At 62.3% G+C, this 16,465-nt stretch carries 18 protein-coding genes; 11 read left to right on the forward strand and 7 right to left on the reverse strand.

Annotated elements, in window-relative coordinates; translation table 11 throughout:
- Positions 1–167: 167 nt before the first annotated feature.
- A complete protein-coding gene (locus ACYAR8_RS00545) occupies positions 168–1,097 on the reverse strand; it encodes a helix-turn-helix domain-containing protein (RefSeq protein ID WP_463578732.1) in 930 nt (309 codons plus the stop codon).
- Positions 1,098–1,390: 293 nt separating this feature from the next.
- Between ACYAR8_RS00545 and ACYAR8_RS00550 the strand changes: the two genes are divergently transcribed.
- The 3 genes from ACYAR8_RS00550 (at position 1,391) to ACYAR8_RS00560 (ending at position 4,488) form a co-directional block, all read left to right on the forward strand.
- A complete protein-coding gene (locus ACYAR8_RS00550) occupies positions 1,391–2,704 on the forward strand; it encodes an ABC transporter substrate-binding protein (RefSeq protein WP_463578733.1) in 1,314 nt (437 codons plus the stop codon).
- A gap of 55 nt (positions 2,705–2,759) precedes the next feature.
- Positions 2,760–3,533, forward strand: coding sequence for an L-iditol 2-dehydrogenase (locus ACYAR8_RS00555; RefSeq protein ID WP_463578734.1), 774 nt, complete (start codon positions 2,760–2,762; stop codon positions 3,531–3,533).
- Between the two features lie 172 nt (positions 3,534–3,705).
- Positions 3,706–4,488 carry a YkgJ family cysteine cluster protein gene (locus ACYAR8_RS00560; protein ID WP_463578735.1) on the forward strand — a complete coding sequence of 261 codons (783 nt, stop codon included), beginning with the start codon at positions 3,706–3,708 and terminating at the stop codon, positions 4,486–4,488.
- 28 nt (positions 4,489–4,516) lie between these two features.
- On the opposite strand, the gene ACYAR8_RS00565 is transcribed toward ACYAR8_RS00560, so the two are convergent.
- Complete coding sequence (locus ACYAR8_RS00565; protein ID WP_463578736.1) at positions 4,517–5,473, reverse strand: threonine dehydratase; 957 nt, start codon at positions 5,471–5,473, stop codon at positions 4,517–4,519.
- Between the two features lie 97 nt (positions 5,474–5,570).
- Between ACYAR8_RS00565 and ACYAR8_RS00570 the strand changes: the two genes are divergently transcribed.
- Positions 5,571–6,389, forward strand: a complete 819-nt coding sequence (locus ACYAR8_RS00570) for a helix-turn-helix transcriptional regulator (protein WP_463578737.1) — start codon at positions 5,571–5,573, stop codon at positions 6,387–6,389.
- A gap of 11 nt (positions 6,390–6,400) precedes the next feature.
- On the opposite strand, the gene ACYAR8_RS00575 is transcribed toward ACYAR8_RS00570, so the two are convergent.
- On the reverse strand, positions 6,401–7,027 hold the full coding sequence (locus ACYAR8_RS00575; RefSeq protein ID WP_463578738.1) for a glutathione S-transferase family protein: 627 nt from the start codon (positions 7,025–7,027) through the stop codon (positions 6,401–6,403).
- Between the two features lie 18 nt (positions 7,028–7,045).
- Positions 7,046–7,261, reverse strand: a complete 216-nt coding sequence (locus ACYAR8_RS00580) for a DUF6434 domain-containing protein (RefSeq protein ID WP_074883566.1) — start codon at positions 7,259–7,261, stop codon at positions 7,046–7,048.
- A 259-nt stretch (positions 7,262–7,520) separates the two neighbouring features.
- Here ACYAR8_RS00580 and ACYAR8_RS00585 point away from each other — a divergent pair, with 259 nt between their 5' ends.
- Entirely contained in the window at positions 7,521–7,802 is a 282-nt protein-coding gene (locus ACYAR8_RS00585; RefSeq protein WP_463578739.1) for a hypothetical protein, read from the forward strand.
- A gap of 11 nt (positions 7,803–7,813) precedes the next feature.
- Here the strand turns inward: ACYAR8_RS00585 and ACYAR8_RS00590 are convergent, their stop codons facing one another.
- Both ACYAR8_RS00590 and gcvA read right to left on the reverse strand, forming a co-directional pair.
- Positions 7,814–8,641 (reverse strand): EamA family transporter, encoded by an 828-nt coding sequence (locus tag ACYAR8_RS00590; protein ID WP_463578740.1) that lies wholly within the window; start codon positions 8,639–8,641, stop codon positions 7,814–7,816.
- A gap of 77 nt (positions 8,642–8,718) precedes the next feature.
- Positions 8,719–9,624, reverse strand: a complete 906-nt coding sequence (gene gcvA, locus ACYAR8_RS00595) for a transcriptional regulator GcvA (protein ID WP_108119237.1) — start codon at positions 9,622–9,624, stop codon at positions 8,719–8,721.
- Positions 9,625–9,722: 98 nt separating this feature from the next.
- Between gcvA and ACYAR8_RS00600 the strand changes: the two genes are divergently transcribed.
- Entirely contained in the window at positions 9,723–10,892 is a 1,170-nt protein-coding gene (locus ACYAR8_RS00600; protein WP_463578741.1) for a YegJ family protein, read from the forward strand.
- 508 nt (positions 10,893–11,400) lie between these two features.
- Here ACYAR8_RS00600 and ACYAR8_RS00605 read toward each other — a convergent pair.
- Entirely contained in the window at positions 11,401–11,952 is a 552-nt protein-coding gene (locus tag ACYAR8_RS00605) for a cytochrome b (protein WP_463578742.1), read from the reverse strand.
- Between the two features lie 190 nt (positions 11,953–12,142).
- Here ACYAR8_RS00605 and ACYAR8_RS00610 point away from each other — a divergent pair, with 190 nt between their 5' ends.
- From ACYAR8_RS00610 to ACYAR8_RS00630, 5 genes are read left to right on the forward strand one after another with little or no spacing between them, the layout of a single operon-like run.
- The gene (locus ACYAR8_RS00610; protein WP_463578743.1) at positions 12,143–12,865 is read left to right on the forward strand and encodes a thermostable hemolysin; all 723 of its coding nucleotides are present in this window, start codon (positions 12,143–12,145) and stop codon (positions 12,863–12,865) included.
- Positions 12,855–14,336, forward strand: a complete 1,482-nt coding sequence (locus ACYAR8_RS00615) for an AMP-binding protein (protein ID WP_463578744.1) — start codon at positions 12,855–12,857, stop codon at positions 14,334–14,336. The genes ACYAR8_RS00610 and ACYAR8_RS00615 overlap by 11 nt, the downstream gene beginning before the upstream one ends.
- Positions 14,333–15,022 (forward strand): TenA family transcriptional regulator, encoded by a 690-nt coding sequence (locus ACYAR8_RS00620; protein WP_463578745.1) that lies wholly within the window; start codon positions 14,333–14,335, stop codon positions 15,020–15,022. Before ACYAR8_RS00615 ends, ACYAR8_RS00620 begins: the two co-directional genes overlap by 4 nt.
- Complete coding sequence (locus tag ACYAR8_RS00625; RefSeq protein ID WP_463578746.1) at positions 15,009–15,818, forward strand: SDR family oxidoreductase; 810 nt, start codon at positions 15,009–15,011, stop codon at positions 15,816–15,818. Before ACYAR8_RS00620 ends, ACYAR8_RS00625 begins: the two co-directional genes overlap by 14 nt.
- Positions 15,815–16,456 carry a tetratricopeptide repeat protein gene (locus ACYAR8_RS00630; protein WP_463578747.1) on the forward strand — a complete coding sequence of 214 codons (642 nt, stop codon included), beginning with the start codon at positions 15,815–15,817 and terminating at the stop codon, positions 16,454–16,456. Before ACYAR8_RS00625 ends, ACYAR8_RS00630 begins: the two co-directional genes overlap by 4 nt.
- Positions 16,457–16,465 lie beyond the last annotated feature (9 nt).

The raw sequence follows: 16,465 nt of genomic DNA on the forward strand, positions 1-16,465 counted from the left end.
CTTGATGACCGCCTTGCCAAGCGGCCGCGCGCCATTGCGTGAACACTTCCCGGCCCTGCATCCCAAGTGGTTCATGGCTGACTGAGACAACCGACATACCGGGATCCGCCGGTTCGGGCCTGGACCTGCGATGAGGTCAGCGCGGTAACGATGCCGGGGAAGAACGGCTAGGACGCCTTCGACGTGTTCAAGTGGAACCGCGTCGCCGCCGTCCCTCTTCGGTAGTCCGACGGCGTCTGGTTCATCTCGTAACGGAAGTGTCGATTGAAGTTCGACAGGTTGATGTAGCCCACTTCAAAACAGACATCGGCGATGGACATCTGCGTCTGCAGCAACAGCCGGCAGGCTTTCTGAATGCGCAGCTTGCGCATCAGGTCGATGAAACCGTGGCCTGTGGCGCGCTTGAAGAACCGTGAAAACCCGGGTTCGCTCATGTGCAGCCGCTCGGCGATCACCGACAGCCTGATATCACCCGTGAGCTCACGTTGCAGATAATCGAACGCGCGGTGAACGCGCTCGGCGCTTCTGGCATCCAGTGCCGGCGCGTAACACGAACTCGCCAGGGTGCGAGCTTCACGGGCGGGCGCCGTGCTTAGGGTGTTGAGCAGTTCAAGAAACAGCAGCAGGCGTGGCAATCCCTGCGCCATGCCGATGCGTTCAAGCAGCTCCGCCGCCTGCACGGCGGTCCCTCCGGTAAATTCCAGCCCGCGGCGGGCACGGTCAAACAACCCCTGCAATTCACCCAGTTCAGGCAGCGTCTCGCGCAGCGCCAGCAACGTAGCGCCGTCGAATTGAAGCACAACGTCACGGCCTTGCAGGTGCTCCCCCGGCGTCAGATCGCCCATCCAGTCATGGGGTAAATCAGGGCCGATCAACGCCACATGGCCAGGGCCGAAGGCGCCGATGTAATCGCCCGCGACCAGTTTGCCGCTGCCTTTGCGGATCAGATGAATCTCGTATTCGGGATGATGATTCCAGCGCGCGAGCGCATAGGGATAGTCGTGCTCGTACCAGCGAAAACTCTGCTGGGGCGCCGGCAGGATGATTTCCAGCTCGGCAGGCAACTGCTCGAATAAGGCGGTTCGGCTTGCAGGCATGGTCTGGCCCTTTTTTGTCATTGTTGGCGCATGCATCACCGCACCATACGCGCAGTGCATTCCCCTGCTCCACCTCGCCTGTCACTGCGGGCTGATACTTTTTTAGCCTGCTCCACGACAGCTCTGCACGGTTAAAAAAGCATCAGTGGCACGTCCTCGGTGTGTTTGTTTGCAGGCAGTGCAAGCTGCTGTAATCGACACGCCACTGCCCCGAAGTGTCACTTCAGATCGCCCGGCAGTGCTCAAAAACAACAATAACGATTCCGCGCCACCGGCGTGGAGTGGAGATCACCATGAAGATCACGCATCACGCGCTGCTGCTGTCTGCCGGTCTGTCCCTGGTTGGCATCAGTCACGCCGCCGAGACGATCACCATCGCCACCGTCAATAACAACGACATGATCCGCATGCAGCGGCTCTCCAAGGTATTCGAAGAGCAGCATCCGGACATCAAGCTCAACTGGGTGGTGCTCGAAGAAAACGTCCTGCGCCAGCGGCTGACCACCGACATCGCCACCCAGGGCGGCCAGTTCGATGTGTTGACCATTGGCACCTACGAGACGCCGTTATGGGGGGCAAAAGGCTGGCTCGAACCGATGAAGGACCTGGCCGCCAGCTACGACCTCGACGACATCATTCCTTCCGTGCGCCAGGGCCTGTCGGTCAACGACACCCTGTATGCCTTGCCTTTCTATGGCGAGAGCACGGTGACCTACTACCGCACCGACCTGTTCAAGCAAGCCGGGCTAAGCATGCCCGAGCACCCGACCTGGACCCAGCTCGGCGAGTTTGCCGCCAAGCTGCATCACCCGGACCAGGGCCAGTACGGCATGTGCCTGCGGGGCAAGGCCGGCTGGGGCGAGAACATGGCCTTGCTGACCACCATGGCCAACGCCTTTGGCGCCCGCTGGTTTGACGAACAGTGGCAACCCGAGTTGACCAGCCCCGAGTGGAAAGCCGCCGCCAACTTCTACGTCAACACCCTCAAAAACTACGGGCCACCCGGCGTCTCCAGTAACGGTTTCAATGAAACCCTGGCGTTGTTCAACAGCGGCAAATGCGCGATCTGGGTCGATGCCAGCGTGGCAGGATCGTTCACCACCGACAAGGAACAGAGCAGGGTCGTGGACAGCGTGGGTTTCGCCCCCGCACCGGTTGAAGTGACCGACAAGGGGTCGTCCTGGCTGTACGCCTGGTCCCTGGCAATCCCGGCGACCTCCAAACACAAAGACGCCGCCAAGGCCTTCACCACGTGGGCCACCTCCAAAGAATACATCCAGCTGGTCGCGCAGAAGGATGGCATCACCAACGTGCCGCCTGGCACCCGCACTTCCACCTACAGCGACGCCTATCTCAAGGCTGCGCCGTTCGCCAAAGTGACTTTGGAGATGATGAAGCACGCCGATCCGGCGCATCCCTCGGCCAAGCCGGTGCCCTATGTCGGCATCCAGTACGTGACCATCCCGGAGTTCCAGGCCATCGGCACGTCCGTGGGCAAGCTCCTCTCGGCCGCGCTCACCGGCCAGACCTCCGTCGATCAAGCCCTGGCGGCAGCGCAGTCGACGACCGAGCGGGAAATGAAGCGCGCCGGTTACCCAAAGCAATAAACGCCCTGCCGGCAGGCCTCTGCCGCCTCTCTCTGCATGACGGATGACTCTTTCAATGAAACGACTCGAAGGTAAAAGCGCACTGATCACAGGCTCGGCCCGAGGCATCGGACGGGCCTACGCCGAAGCCTACATTCGCGAAGGCGCGACGGTGGCCATCGCCGACATCAACCTGGAGCGCGCGACCCAAACGGCCAGCGAACTGGGCGCCAGGGCCTACGCGGTAAGGATGGATGTTACTGATCAATCGTCCATCGACGCCGCCATTGCGGCGGTCGTCGCCACCACGGGCAAGCTGGACATCCTGATCAACAACGCCGCGTTGTTTGATCTGGCGCCCATCACCGAGATCACTCGCGAGAGTTACGAGCGGCTGTTCTCCATCAATGTGGCCGGCACGTTGTTCACCCTTCAGGCGGCAGCAAAGCAGATGATCGCCCAGGGTCATGGCGGCAAGATCATCAACATGGCGAGCCAGGCCGGCCGGCGCGGCGAGGCATTGGTGGGCGTCTACTGCGCGACCAAGGCCGCCGTCATCAGCCTGACTCAATCCGCCGGACTGAACCTGATCAAGCACCGGATCAACGTCAATGCGATCGCTCCGGGCGTCGTTGACGGCGAGCACTGGGATGGCGTGGACGCGCTGTTCGCCAGACACGAGGGCCGGCCGCTGGGCGAGAAGAAACGCCTCGTCGGCGAGGAAGTGCCCTTCGGCCGCATGGGCACCGCCGAAGACCTGACCGGCATGGCCATCTTTCTCGCGTCCACCGAGAGCGATTACGTCGTCGCCCAGACCTACAACGTTGACGGCGGCAACTGGATGAGTTGAGACCGAGGCGTGACCTGCAGGACATCGGTGCGTTGTTTTTGTAACGGCCTTACGCGACACAGTGGAATTGGAGGTGCTGAAACGGGCGTCTTCCTGGCTGAAGCCGATCCCACTGACTGATCGCGTACATCCAGTTATGATTCACCGATCAACGAACAGGGATGCAGGTCACATGGACATCAACGAATCAGAAGCGCCCTCCACCGCCCATGGCCTCGCTGTGGACCCCGACGTGCAATTCGAATGCGTGGGGTGCGGCGCATGCTGTCGTGGCCGCTTCGTCCCTTTGACCCTCGCCGAAGCCGTAACCTGGCTCAAACGCGGGCATTCCGTGGGGATATTGCTGGAGGCGTTCGACGAATCACTCTGGCCTGTCGACTCGCCCGAGTATGCCTACAACGCCGGGCGATCCGCGCCGGTGGCTGGCGGGTCTGGCACGCTGCGAGTGACGGTGATTCTGGCGGCCAACGCGATCCCTGAATGCCCGAACCTTCAAAAGGACGGGCTCTGCTCGGTGTACCTGGAGCGGCCGATGGTGTGCCGGATCTACCCGATGGAGATCAGCCCTTTCATTGAGCTAAAACCCCAGGCCAAGGACTGTCCGCCCGAAAGCTGGCAGCAAGGCAGTCTGCTGGCGTCGGATCAGGGGCTGGCCATGCTGGTCCAGCAATCACGCCAGACCGACCGCGAGGATGCCCATGACAAAGTCGCGTTGTGCGAAAGCCTGGGCCTGACCGTTGCCGGCTGGAAAGGCAACGGCCTGGTCATTTACCAGCCCTCGGTGGAAACGTTGCTTGCCGCCTGCGAGAGGTCCGAAGTCAGCCCCAGCCCGGCGGCTCAACCCTGGCAGATCAAGGCAGAAGACCCGGAGCTGAGGGCGTATCTGCACGCCCAATCCCTGCCACTGGCCGACTCACCGAGCGACGCTTACATCTTCCACCCAATGGCGCGCTGACCGCCTCCCTGCTGAAACGCTTGCCGCTTCAGCCTATAACCCGCGCATACACCGACCGGTCCACATTGCCGCCGGACAGAATGACCCCGACCGTTTTCCCTGCCATGGCCCGGCGCTCCTGAATGAGCGCCGCCAGTGCCGCGGCGCCCGCACCCTCCGCGAGGTTGTGGGTGTCGGTGTAATAAACGCGCATGGCCTCGGCGATTTCTTCTTCGCTGACGGCGACGATGCGCTGCGCCCCTGATCGATAGATGGCAAAGGCCGCAGGAATGGGTCTGCGCACGGCGAGGCCGTCGGCAAAGGTGTTCGCCGATGGGGTTTGCAAAATGGTGCCTTCCTCGAACGACCACTTGGCGGCCGCCGCCTCGGTGGAGACCACGCCAACCACCTTCGTCTTCAGGCCCAGCGCGTCGCGGGCGGCAATCACGCCGCAAATCCCGGAGCCACAGCCGATGGGCACATAAACGGTGTCCAGATCCGGCGCGGCCATGAACAACTCCAGCGCATACGTGGCCACGCCCTTGAGCAACTCGATGTGAAAGGGCGGAACCAGGTAGTGCCCATGCAGATCCGCCAGCCGCGCCGCATCTTCCTGGGCCTCGTCGAAATCCCGGCCACATTCGATCACGGTACCGCCGAGGGCGCGCATGGCGTTGTTCTTTTCCGGCGAATTGCCTTCAGGCACCACGATCAACGCACTCAAGCCCAAGGCAGTGGCGGCCAGGGCCAGGCTTTGGCCATGATTGCCCCGGGTGGCGGTGACGATGCCGTTGACGCTCGGGTACGTGCGTTTTAGCCAGTGCATGAAGGTAATCCCCCCGCGCACCTTGAACGCACCGGTGGGCGTGTGGTTTTCATGTTTGACCCACACCGCGCTGTTCAGCCGCTCGGCCAGCAACGGCCAGGCGTATTGAGCGGTCGGCGGCATGACCGCGTACACCTGGCGCGCAGCCTGTTCGATATCGTCGCGGGTCAGTCCGTGCATGGGGGATCTCCTCGGAAATGTGGCCCAGTCTAGGCAGAGGCTCGCCGCGCCGGCTTTCAAAAAACTGACCTGACTTTTGCCCGCTCGCTTCATTACTATGACTGCCATGAGCCCGACAAAACGCCCACCTCACCCGCTCCCGTCTGAACCGGTTCGCCGTGTCGAGGCGGGCCCGTGGATGATCGAATTGCTCCCCGCCGCCCGCTACGAAACCCGCTACGTGGCGACGCAGGCGGCGATCGGCTTTGCTTTCGAAAGCCAGCGCGGCGTTCACGCCATCGGCAGCGACCGGGTGCAGCCCTTCGACGCAGTGCCTAACGGCCTGGCGTTCGTGCCTGCCGGTTGCGACGTGTTGTCGGAGTCGCCCACGGGCGGCGAATACCTGCGGCTGCTGCGCACGGACGGGCTGGCGCTGACAGGCAACCACGCTTTCAACAACCGCATTGATGCCCAGGCGATCGCCCTCGCCATGAGGATGCGCGCGGGGTTGTTGCAGGCCTCGGCGGCGGATGACTGGGAGGGCTGGGCGCTGGCTTTGGCCGACCGGATCGAGGGCAGAAACACCTTCGAAGCGCCGCTGCCAGGCACGATAAACGGCAGCCGGATGCGCAGGCTGGATGAGTTCATCGACGCCGGCATCGACGGGCCGTTGGGGGTTCAGGCGATGGCGCAGATGCTGGGGTTGTCAGAGGGTTACTTCATGCGGGCCTTCAAAAACACCACGGGTAAAAGCCCCCACAGTTATCTGATCGACCGACGCCTGGCCAAGGCCCGAACCCTGATGCTTGAGCCTGCGGCGAGACTGGCCGAGATCGCCCTCTGCTGCGGCTTCAGTTCCCAGGCCCATATGGCGACGGCCTTTCGGCTGCGCATGGGCATCAGCCCGGCGAAGCTGCGCAGTCAGTTGTCGCCGTAACGCCTCACGCGTCACCAACCGTGTCGTTGCAGTACCGCCTTGATGACGGGATGACGATCAACAACCCCGAGAGAGGCGTAAAACTCGGGGCGCGATCGCCCCAGATGTTCCCGCGCCCCACTCCACTGGCTGACCACGCTGGCAAGGATTTCGACAGCGCCGGGCGCATGGGGATGCCAGGCAACCGGGTTGTAAAACACATCGCTAAAAACGTCCCACTGGCTGCGGAGTTTGCTCCGGGCGCCTGCGACCAATCGGTCTAATTGATCAGGATCGGCGTCTGGCAGCCAGCGTTCCGGGTAGTCGATCAGCCCGATGGACGCGTAGCAGTTGGTGGTGATGTACGCCAGTGCGCGGAGTTGTTGAGCGCGTTCAAGGGCTTCGTGAGATATCAGGCCCGACGACGGAAACTCGAGACCCAGGTGGATGAGGATGGCCGCGCTTTCGGTGAGCACGGCGCCGTCAGGAACGACCAGGGTCGGCACTTGCATCAACGGGTTCAGGCGTTTCAGCTCGTTCTGCCCCGCGCCCTCTTCCCAGGCGCTGGCAGCGACAAGTTGATAATCGGCCCCGCACAATGTGAGCGCGATCTCGATGGCTGCCGAGCCGGATCGGTTTGCACCGAATAACGTGAACATCTCGCCGCCCTCCATGGGTTATCCGTTGTTGCCCTGTCGCCGTTGCCATTCATCCGCAACATCACCCAATGTCTTGCGGGTGTCGTTGCGTATCCAGGCCATGAAGTCCCGGTCAAATTTGAACGCCGGGCCGCACTGCTCGGTCAGGAAGCGGCGGACGTTTTGGGTGTTGCGGTAATCCTGCGTGACAGCGGTGTCTCTGGAAAGGGGCTCGCTGTGCCAGTCAAACGCCATGGGGCAACTCCGTCAGGGGGTGAAGGTGAAGGCAGGACCGGTTTTAGCCGGGGCGGCGAACGCGCGAAAGCGCACACCCGCGTCGCCCATGCCTGCCTCTTTTTCCAGCTTGAGACATCTCAGTGGGTGGATCCCGCGCTCAGCGTAGTACAGGATTTTGCGGTTGATCCGCTGTCCAACGCCAAGGTCGCAGGATCAACCCCTCAAAAGCGTCCCGCGCCTGTTCAGACTACGACCCATGTGATTGCCTGGAGACCCGATGATTCTGCACACGCCCCTGACCGATGACGCCGGCTCTGCGCCTCAGCAGGACTGGTTCTCACCCGAGCACCACGCCCGGATCGACGAGATGATTGCCAGGCTCAATACCAGTGATACGCGGGAAAGCGTGTCGCGATACCACGCCATGGCCGAGGGCTATTTGTTGGGACTGCTGGACAGCTATCACGTGAGCGTCGAGCACCACGATGCCGTACGCCAATACCTGCACAACCTGGCCATTGCGCGGTTGAAGGCGGTGAAGCCGAAGCTGCGCAGGTGAGCACCCGCCGCTCAGCCAATGATGATCGTGCCGGCCGCAATGACCACGCACGCAAGGATCTTGCGCACGGTCAGCGACTCGCCCAAAAACAGATACCCGAGCAACGCGGCAAACAGCACGCTGGTTTCACGCAGGGCGGACACTGCGCCCATGGGTGCGAGGGTCATGGCGTAGATGACGATGCCGTAAGCCAGCAAGGACACCACACCTCCGCCCAACGAGGCGACCAAACCGGGCCGGACCGTAAACAGACTGCGCGCGTCCCGCAGACAGATATAAGTGATCGGCATCAGTACGCCCCACATCGCGCACATCCAGACGGTGTAAGCCATCGGCGCGCCGGACAGACGCCCGCCGATCCCGTCCGTCACGCTATAGGCCGCAATGAAGCAACCGGTGCCCAGCGCATAAGGAAGACTGGTCATGTCCAGTTTCCGGCCCTTGAACGCCAGAGAAATGATCCCCGCTGACACCAGTGCAATGCCGACCATCGCGCCGGTTTCCACCACCTCCCCCGCAAATATCGACGCGCATAACGTGATCAGCACCGGCGATGAACCCCGAGAGATCGGATAGGTTTGCCCGAGGTCGCCGCTGCGGTAAGTACGCACCAGAAACAGGTTGTAGCCGACATGCAGCACCGCCGAGAGCACCGCGTAGGGCCAGCTTTCCGGCGCCGGCGCGTCGAAGAACAGTGCCCCTGCACTGCTGACGATGGCCACTGCCACGCACATGATGGTCATCGACCAGAGCTTGTCGCCACCGCCGCGCAGCAAGGCATTCCAGCCAGCATGCAGCAAGGCGGCGAAGAGGATTAACAGGATGATATGAGTAGGCATGGGGCGGATCTTAGTCAGGCCGACCCAGAAAACGGAAGCGAAGTCTGCTCATTCAATCATGAGCAATTCCTCATGCTTCAGTCGTAACTCAGGTTCGCAGCGGTCGACTCCTTGAGCAGCCAGTTGCGAAAGCTCACCACGTGGGGCCGGGTTTCGATACCCTTCGGGCAGACGAAGTAATAGGCCACAGGCGAGGGAAACGGCACATCGAACAACCTGATCAAACTGCCGTCGCGCATTTCTTTTTCCACGTGTCCACTGCGAACGAGGGCGATGCCCTGCCCTAACAAGGCCGCCTCCACGGTCATGTTGGTGTCGGGAAAACGTACGCTTTCCTTGAGCGAGGTCACGCCCAGGCCGATGTTCTGAAACCACACCTCCCACTTCGGCACCAAGTCGGAACCGTCCCGGGCCAACAGCGGATAGCGCAACAATTCGGCGGGCTCCCGGGGCATGCCGAAGCGTTTGAGCAAGTCAGGGCTCGCCACGGGGAAAATGTGTTCCCTGAACATGAATTCCGAGTGCAGCGCCGGGTAGTTGCCGCCACCCAGACGGATCGCGACGTCCGCCTCGCCGCTGGCGAAGTTGATGGCGGTGTCTGTGCTGTCCAGCGTGACGAGGATTTCCGGGTGAAGCTCGGCCAGATTGGGCAAGCGCGGCAACAGCCATTTGAGTGCGTAGGAATAGGTCGTACTGACCTTGAGCCTGACCCGGCCGTTCTCTTCCCGAAGGTCCGCAAGCGTCGCCTCCAGGTTCATGAAAAACGTCCGCACAATCGGCGCCAGGGCGGCACCCGCCGGTGTCAGGCTCAACGTCTTGCCGCGCTGGAACAGCTGCACGCCCCAGATGTCTTCAAGATTTTTTAATTGGTGACTCACCGCACTTTGGGTAACGTGCAGCTCCTCGGACGCGGAGGTGAACGTCCCGTGACGGGTGGCAACTTCGAAGGCGCGCAAGGTGGCGGTGGGTGGCAGGTCTCTCATAACATCGGGCCTCTAGGGGCATGAACGCAGCGGCTCACGCCATGAATGACGGCTCATGGTAGAACATTATTCAGATTGAAAGAGGGAACGACTTTCTTATGACCGGGCAGATCATCTACAGCGTGAAAGGCGAAAGCGACGAACTCAAGGCGGCGGTCGCCAGCGCCCAGGCCACTTTCAAGTTCTTCTGGCGTGAGCTGTCCTGGGAGGCACGCAGAATCGTCAAAAGTCTGGACATGGCGGCGGTCAAAATGTCTTTTGTGCTGGATGCCGACGACCCCGACATCCCCGCCGTCGAAAACATGTGGGTCACTGACATCGAGTTTGACGGGGAGTCCATCAGCGGTGTGCTCATGAACTCACCTCGATGGCTCTCCTCACTGAATGCGTCGGACCCGGTGACGCTGCCGCTGGAAGCCCTCAATGACTGGATGTTTGTCCGCGACGGGCATGTCTACGGGGGCTTCACCGTCGATGCGCTGCGCAGCGAAATGTCCACGGACGCCCGCGAAGCCCATGACCGCGCCTGGGGCCTGGATTTCGGAAAAGCCGGCAGCGTTGAAGTGGTGCCTGCTGAAGAAGGCCAGACGCCACGGCTGCTCTCTCGAAGTCTGGATCTCCCGCAGGACCAGAAGACGCTGGCCGCCCTGGAACGTACCGAGCACCCGATGGCGCTGAACATGCGGGGCAAAGTCGAAGAAGAGTTGGCCCAGCATCCCGAAGCGATCCACGACCTGGACGCCGAGGGGTGGCTGCTCCTGCACCGCGAAGTGCTGGCGGGCAATTACACAGTGGTTCGTGCGCTGCTGCGCCACGGCGCGGACCCGTTGACGGCCAACTTCAACGGCCACACCGCGAAAGCGTTGGCCAGTGTTGCCGGTTGGCCGCGTATCGTGGATCTGCTTGAGGGGAAGGAGTCGGACCACCTTGATCCGGTCAAACGCAAGGAAATCCCTGGCATGCCCTTGGGTCTGGCGCTCATCGCCGCAGCGCTTGCATGGCTCTATTACTTGGTGATCTACCCCATACGCACGGCGGCGGCCGGTCTTGGCAGCCAGATTCAGGGTCCGCTCCAGTTTGCGGCTGCGTTGCTCTTGCTCGGCTGCGGGCTCGCGGCCATGGGCCCCTGGTACTCAAGGCTGCGTCTGCGCACCCCGCGAGCGGGAAATAGCCGCGTGTTGGATCTGGTGGCGATGCTCGGCTTATGGGTGCTCGGCTATGCGCTGTATGACTGTTTGGGCCGCTACCTCATCAGTCATCGTTATTAACGCAGTGCGTGCAGCCAGTGAAATCGAGTATGGACTCCACTGTGGGACCGGCTTTAGCCGGGAAGACGTCAGCTGTCACACCGCAAGCTTGATGGCGTTCAAACTGGCCTCTTCCCGGCTGAAGCCGGTCCACCAAAGCATACGACGCAGTCAGTGAAATCGAGTGTGGACTCCACTGTGGGACCGGCTTTAGCCGGGAAGACGTCAGCTGTCATACCGCAAGATTGATGGCGTTCAAACTGGCCTCTTCCCGGCTGAAGCCAGTCCCACCAAAGCATCCCGTGCAGTCAGTGAAATCGAGTGCGTGTTCCACTGTGGGACCGGCTTTAGCCGGGAAGACGTCAGCTGTCACACCGCAAGCTTGACGGCGTTCAAACTACCCCTTTCCCGGCTGAAGCCGGTCCCAGCAAAGCATCCCGTGCAGTCAGTGAAAAGGCTTACGCATCGTTGAAATCGGCGCCCGTAATCAGGTACTGGGTCGCGGTGGAGTGAACGAAGCAGTGACCGCTTAACGCTTTTCCGCCGTCCACGGCAGCATGCGGCGCAGTGTGTTGTCGCGGACAAAATAATGATGAAAGAGCCCTGCTGCCGCGTGCACGCCGATCAGCCAGTAGCCCAGGTTGCCGGCCCACTCGTGCCAGCCTTTGATTTGTTTGGCCAGATCGGGGTCGACGGCCAGGGGTGACGGGAGGAAGAAGCCGAAGTACGGCATCGGCTTGCCACCCGCCGACAGCATCAGCCAGGCCAGCACCGGGGTCGCGATCATCAGTGCGTAGAGCAGCCCATGAACGAGGTGGGCCATCCCGAGCTGCCAGGTTCGAGGGGCCGGCGTGATCGACGGCGCCTTGTACATCAGTCTGCCCAGCAGACGCAGCCAGACCAGTGCAAATATCGACAGACCAAACATGCCGTGCAGCCCTAGCAACAGCGAGCGCAGTGTGCCGCCCCGGGGCGCGAAGCCCTTAAGCTCGATACAGGCGTAAACGCCGATGAACAGCGCCAGCATCAGCCAGTGCAGGGACATCGACAATCTGGCGTACCGGTGTGGGGTTGAAATCATGGTGGGGCGCTCGCTGAGTGGGGGGATGTTGCTCAATTGCCCCGCACCTTGAGGCCCCTGTCTTAAGGCAGTCTGAAGACGTCGCGCAGATCGCCAGGAAAACCGGGCGCGGCAAATTTCTCACCTTCAGACTTCGTTAAGAATCGACCCAGATACTCCACCCCATCACCACTGGGGAGGAGCCACACCCATGCAGGGTCTGGACTGGAATAACCGATTACCACCGAACTCAATGCCGTCCGGTGCGCTGCCTCTGGACTTCCTGCCTATGGGATTCGGCACTGCGCAATCACCGGCCCTCTCGCTCAATCGTGCGCTGTCCCAGGAGCCACTGCGCGACGCCTACGAGACGTTCATCCAGCAGCGCTTTCGCCAGGCGCACAACGCCGAGATCCGTAGCTTCATGCCGGAGTTGTTCGGACTCCACGACAACACCGGCACGCTGTGCGCCGTGGCCGGCGTGCGTGTCGCCACCTCCGGCGCACTGTTCCTGGAGAACTATCTGGATCAGCCTGTCGAGCAGATGATCGAAGCCAGCGCCGGCAGGCCCGTGGACCGTCAGGGCATCGTCGAAGTGGGCAACCTCGCCGCCAGCAACCTGGGCAGCGCGCGGCTGAGCATCATCACCGTGACCTGGCTGCTCGCCATGAGCGGTCTGGAATGGGTGGCGTTCACCGGCAACGCCGGGCTGGTGAACAGTTTCAATCGCCTCGGCCTGCGCCCCCTTACCCTTTGCGTTGCCGACCCTCTGCGCCTGGGCGAAGACCGGCACGCCTGGGGCAATTACTACGATTCTCAACCCAGCGTGCACGTCGGCGACATTCGCTCCGGGTTCCTGCACCTGAGCAGCAGCGGCGTATTTGAACGCTTCGGGCTGCCCCTGATCCTGGAGGACAGCTGCCATGTCGCCTGAACTGAGCGGATTCCGCCAGCGCATCGCTGATCTCGCCGCCGCGCAGCCCGATACGTGCGCACTGTGGGGCGATGACCTGAAATTGAGTTATGCCGAACTGGACGCAGAAATCAATCTGCGTCAGGAAAGACTCAAGGACCTCGACGCCAGGGTCGTGGCCCTCGCCCTCGACAACGGTCCGGACCTGCTGATCTGGGACCTGGCGATTCTGTTCGCCGGCCTGGCCTGTGTGACGCTGCCACCGTTTTTCAGCGCCGCGCAGCGCCTTCATTGCCTGGAGCAGAGCCAGGCGGACGTGGTCATTGCCGATGACGACTACGCCAGTGAACTCGCCACCTCGGCGTTCCGTCATGACGGGGGGTTCTGGTTGCGCGTGAACCCTCAGCCGTCGCCCCTGCCGGTGGGCACGGCGAAGCTCACCTTTACCTCGGGCACGACCGGCACGCCCAAAGGCGTCTGTCTGGACGCTGCCAGCGTGTTGACGGTGGCCATGGAGGTGCAGCGCGCCAGCCAGTCCCGCCAGCCCGCCCACCACCTTTCACTGCTGCCTCTGGCGATTCTGCTGGAAAACGTCGGCTGCTATGCCGCGCTTTACGCCGGCGCGATGCTGAGCCTGCCAAGCCAGCGAACCCTGGGCATTCAAGGGGCCAGCGGCGTGGAGTTGCCGCGTCTGCTGTCAACCTTGGCGGTGCGCCAGCCCCACAGCATGATCCTCGTCCCGCAGCTGTTGCTGTTGCTGGTCAGCGCCTGCGAAATGGGCGCTTTCAACCCGTCATCGCTGCGCTTCATCGCGGTGGGCGGCGCCAAAGTCAGCCATGAACTGTTGCTGCGCGCCGAAACCCTTGGCATTCCGGTGTACGAAGGCTACGGCCTGTCCGAGTGCGCGTCGGTCGTCGCCCTCAACCGCCCCGACGCCAATCATCCCGGCAGCGTTGGCAAACCGCTGCCCCATGTGCAGATACGCCTGGCCGAGGACGGTGAAGTCCTGATTGGCGGGTCGCGGATGCTGGGCTATCTCGGCGACGCGGAACCCACCCCGCAGTGGTGGCCGAGCGGTGATCTCGGCGAGTTTGACGCCAACGGCTACCTCTATCTTCACGGGCGCAAGAAGCATCAGTTCGTGACCAGTTACGGTCGCAACGTCAACCCTGAGTGGGTCGAGGCCGAACTGACCCAGCGCGGTCTGATCGCTCAGGCATTCGTCTACGGCGAAGCCCTGCCGCGCAACCATGCGTTGCTGTGGCCACTGCGCCCGGACGCCACCGACTCGCACCTGCACAGCGCTGTCGAGCAGGCCAATCAGGCGCTGCCGGACTACGCACGCGTCCACACCTGGACGCGACTGGACCAGCCTTTCACCGCCGCCAACGGCATGGCCACCGCCAACGGCCGACCCCGGCGCGACGCCATCCTGGCGAATTATCGACATCTGTTCACTGAGCCCACGCGAGCAAAGGACCTTCAATCATGAGTTTTTTCGAAACCCTGCAAGACGCCACCCGCACCGAGCGCGAGACCTTGTTCAATCTGCCTGTTATCCATCAGGCGCTGCACGGTGAGGTCTCGCTGGAGAGCTATCGCGCCTTCCTGACTCAGGCGTATTACCACGTGCGCCATACCGTGCCGTTGATGATGGCCTGTGGCGCGCGGCTGCCTTCGCGGCTGGAATGGCTGCGTGGCGCGGTGTGCGAGTACATCGAAGACGAATACGGCCACGAGCAGTGGATCCTCAACGACGTGCGCGCCTGTGGCGGCGATGCCGATGCCGTGCGCGACGGTACGCCCGGCCTGCCCATCGAGCTCATGGTCGCCTACCTCTACGATCTCATCGCCCGGGGCAATCCGGTGGGACTGTTCGGCATGGTCAACGTGCTGGAAGGCACCAGCATCGCCTTGGCGACCCATGCCGCCGGCAGCATTCAGCAGCGCTTGGCACTCCCGGCCACTGCGTTCAGTTACCTGAGCTCCCATGGCAGCCTCGATGTCGGCCACATGGAGACCTATCGCAAGCTGATGGACCGTCTTGAAGATCCGGAGGATCAGGCGGCCGTGATCAAGGCCTCGAAAGTGGTCTACGGGTTGTACACCGACATGTTTCGTCAGTTGCCCCTCGCCCAGGCTGCACCGGTGAAGGAGCACGACCATGCGTCTGTCTGAAGCGCGAGTGGTGCTGACCGGCGCCAGTGGCGGTATCGGCATGGCCATTGCCGAGGCGCTGTGCAGCCATGGCGCCGAAGTGCTCGCCGTCTGCCGCCATCAGGAGCCGCTGTTGCCGTTGCAACAGCAGTACCCGCATCTCTTGCACTGGGTAAAGGCCGATCTGACCACCGCCGAAGGTCGTCAGCATGTGCTGATGACGGCACAGGCGATGGAAGGGGTTAACCTGCTGATCAACGCCGCCGGCGTCAATCATTTCGCCATGCTGGAGCAACTGCCGGGGCACGAGATCGATTCGATGCTCGATATCAACCTGAATGCGCCCATCCAGCTCACCGGCCTGCTGTTGCCGCTGCTGCGCCAGCCCGGCCGTGCCATGGTGGTGAACGTCGGTTCGACCTATGGTTCGATCGGTTATGCCGGCTATGCCACGTACTGCGCGAGCAAGTTTGCGCTGCGGGGGTTTTCCGAAGCGTTGCGCCGCGAGCTGGCGGATACGCGGATCGGCGTGCTGTATGTCGCCCCTCGTGCGACCCGCACCACAATGAACAGCCCCGCCGCGCGCGCCCTCAACTCTGCCCTGAAAACCGCCGAGGACGATCCGCAAACAGTCGCCGCCGCGGTTATCCGCGCCATTGTCGGCAATCAGCGCGAGCTTTATATGGGCTGGCCTGAGCAGTTCTTCGTCCGCCTCAACAGTCTGCTGCCCGCCGTCGTGGACCGTGGACTGCGCAAACACCTGCCCCTCATTCGCCGATTCAGCAGCGCCACTCACGAAAAGAGCACCAAGCCATGAAACGTCTACTCGTCGTACTGCTCGCCACCCTCGCCTTGCCCGTGTGGGCTCTGGATGCACCTGACCAGCAACGCCTGACCGGGATTCAGCAGGAGTGGGCGCGAATTCAATATCAGTTGCCGGAAGATCAGCGCGTCGCGGCATTCGAACAGTTGGCCGCCAAGTCCTCTGCCTTCACGCAGCAGCGTCCCGCCGTCGCCGAGGCCTGGATATGGTCGGGCATCGTCACCAGCAGTTGGGCCGGTGCCCAGGGCGGGCTCGGTGCATTGAGCAAGGTGAAAACAGCGAAGGCCGATCTTGAAAAAGCCATGACGCTGGCCCCCAATGCCTTGCAGGGCTCCGCCTACGCCAGCCTGGCTGCGCTGTACGACCGCGTGCCCGGGTGGCCGATCGGTTTCGGCGATCCGGATAAGGCCCAAGGTCTGCTGGAGCAGGCGTTGAAACTCAATCCCGACGGGATCGATCCGCTGTACTTCTGGGGCGATCATCTCTACCGCCAGGGCCACTATGCTCAGGCGAAGGCAGCGCTGGAAAAAGCCTTGCTCGCTGCGCCGCGGCCTGGTCGCGAAGTGGCAGACAGTGGACGCCGCAAAGATATCCAGCTATTGCTGGTGGACGTAAACAAAAAACTGAAATGACGGAGCATT

Source organism: Pseudomonas sp. HP_01 (assembly GCF_055284355.1).

Coding starts and splice junctions, on each gene's coding strand:
- ACYAR8_RS00545 (WP_463578732.1), bottom strand. CDS start 1,097: ATGCCTGCAAGCCGAACCGCCTTATTCGAGCAGTTGCCTGCCGAGCTG.
- ACYAR8_RS00550 (WP_463578733.1), top strand. CDS start 1,391: ATGAAGATCACGCATCACGCGCTGCTGCTGTCTGCCGGTCTGTCCCTG.
- ACYAR8_RS00555 (WP_463578734.1), top strand. CDS start 2,760: ATGAAACGACTCGAAGGTAAAAGCGCACTGATCACAGGCTCGGCCCGA.
- ACYAR8_RS00560 (WP_463578735.1), top strand. CDS start 3,706: ATGGACATCAACGAATCAGAAGCGCCCTCCACCGCCCATGGCCTCGCT.
- ACYAR8_RS00565 (WP_463578736.1), bottom strand. CDS start 5,473: ATGCACGGACTGACCCGCGACGATATCGAACAGGCTGCGCGCCAGGTG.
- ACYAR8_RS00570 (WP_463578737.1), top strand. CDS start 5,571: ATGACTGCCATGAGCCCGACAAAACGCCCACCTCACCCGCTCCCGTCT.
- ACYAR8_RS00575 (WP_463578738.1), bottom strand. CDS start 7,027: ATGTTCACGTTATTCGGTGCAAACCGATCCGGCTCGGCAGCCATCGAG.
- ACYAR8_RS00580 (WP_074883566.1), bottom strand. CDS start 7,261: ATGGCGTTTGACTGGCACAGCGAGCCCCTTTCCAGAGACACCGCTGTC.
- ACYAR8_RS00585 (WP_463578739.1), top strand. CDS start 7,521: ATGATTCTGCACACGCCCCTGACCGATGACGCCGGCTCTGCGCCTCAG.
- ACYAR8_RS00590 (WP_463578740.1), bottom strand. CDS start 8,641: ATGCCTACTCATATCATCCTGTTAATCCTCTTCGCCGCCTTGCTGCAT.
- gcvA (WP_108119237.1), bottom strand. CDS start 9,624: ATGAGAGACCTGCCACCCACCGCCACCTTGCGCGCCTTCGAAGTTGCC.
- ACYAR8_RS00600 (WP_463578741.1), top strand. CDS start 9,723: ATGACCGGGCAGATCATCTACAGCGTGAAAGGCGAAAGCGACGAACTC.
- ACYAR8_RS00605 (WP_463578742.1), bottom strand. CDS start 11,952: ATGATTTCAACCCCACACCGGTACGCCAGATTGTCGATGTCCCTGCAC.
- ACYAR8_RS00610 (WP_463578743.1), top strand. CDS start 12,143: ATGCAGGGTCTGGACTGGAATAACCGATTACCACCGAACTCAATGCCG.
- ACYAR8_RS00615 (WP_463578744.1), top strand. CDS start 12,855: ATGTCGCCTGAACTGAGCGGATTCCGCCAGCGCATCGCTGATCTCGCC.
- ACYAR8_RS00620 (WP_463578745.1), top strand. CDS start 14,333: ATGAGTTTTTTCGAAACCCTGCAAGACGCCACCCGCACCGAGCGCGAG.
- ACYAR8_RS00625 (WP_463578746.1), top strand. CDS start 15,009: ATGCGTCTGTCTGAAGCGCGAGTGGTGCTGACCGGCGCCAGTGGCGGT.
- ACYAR8_RS00630 (WP_463578747.1), top strand. CDS start 15,815: ATGAAACGTCTACTCGTCGTACTGCTCGCCACCCTCGCCTTGCCCGTG.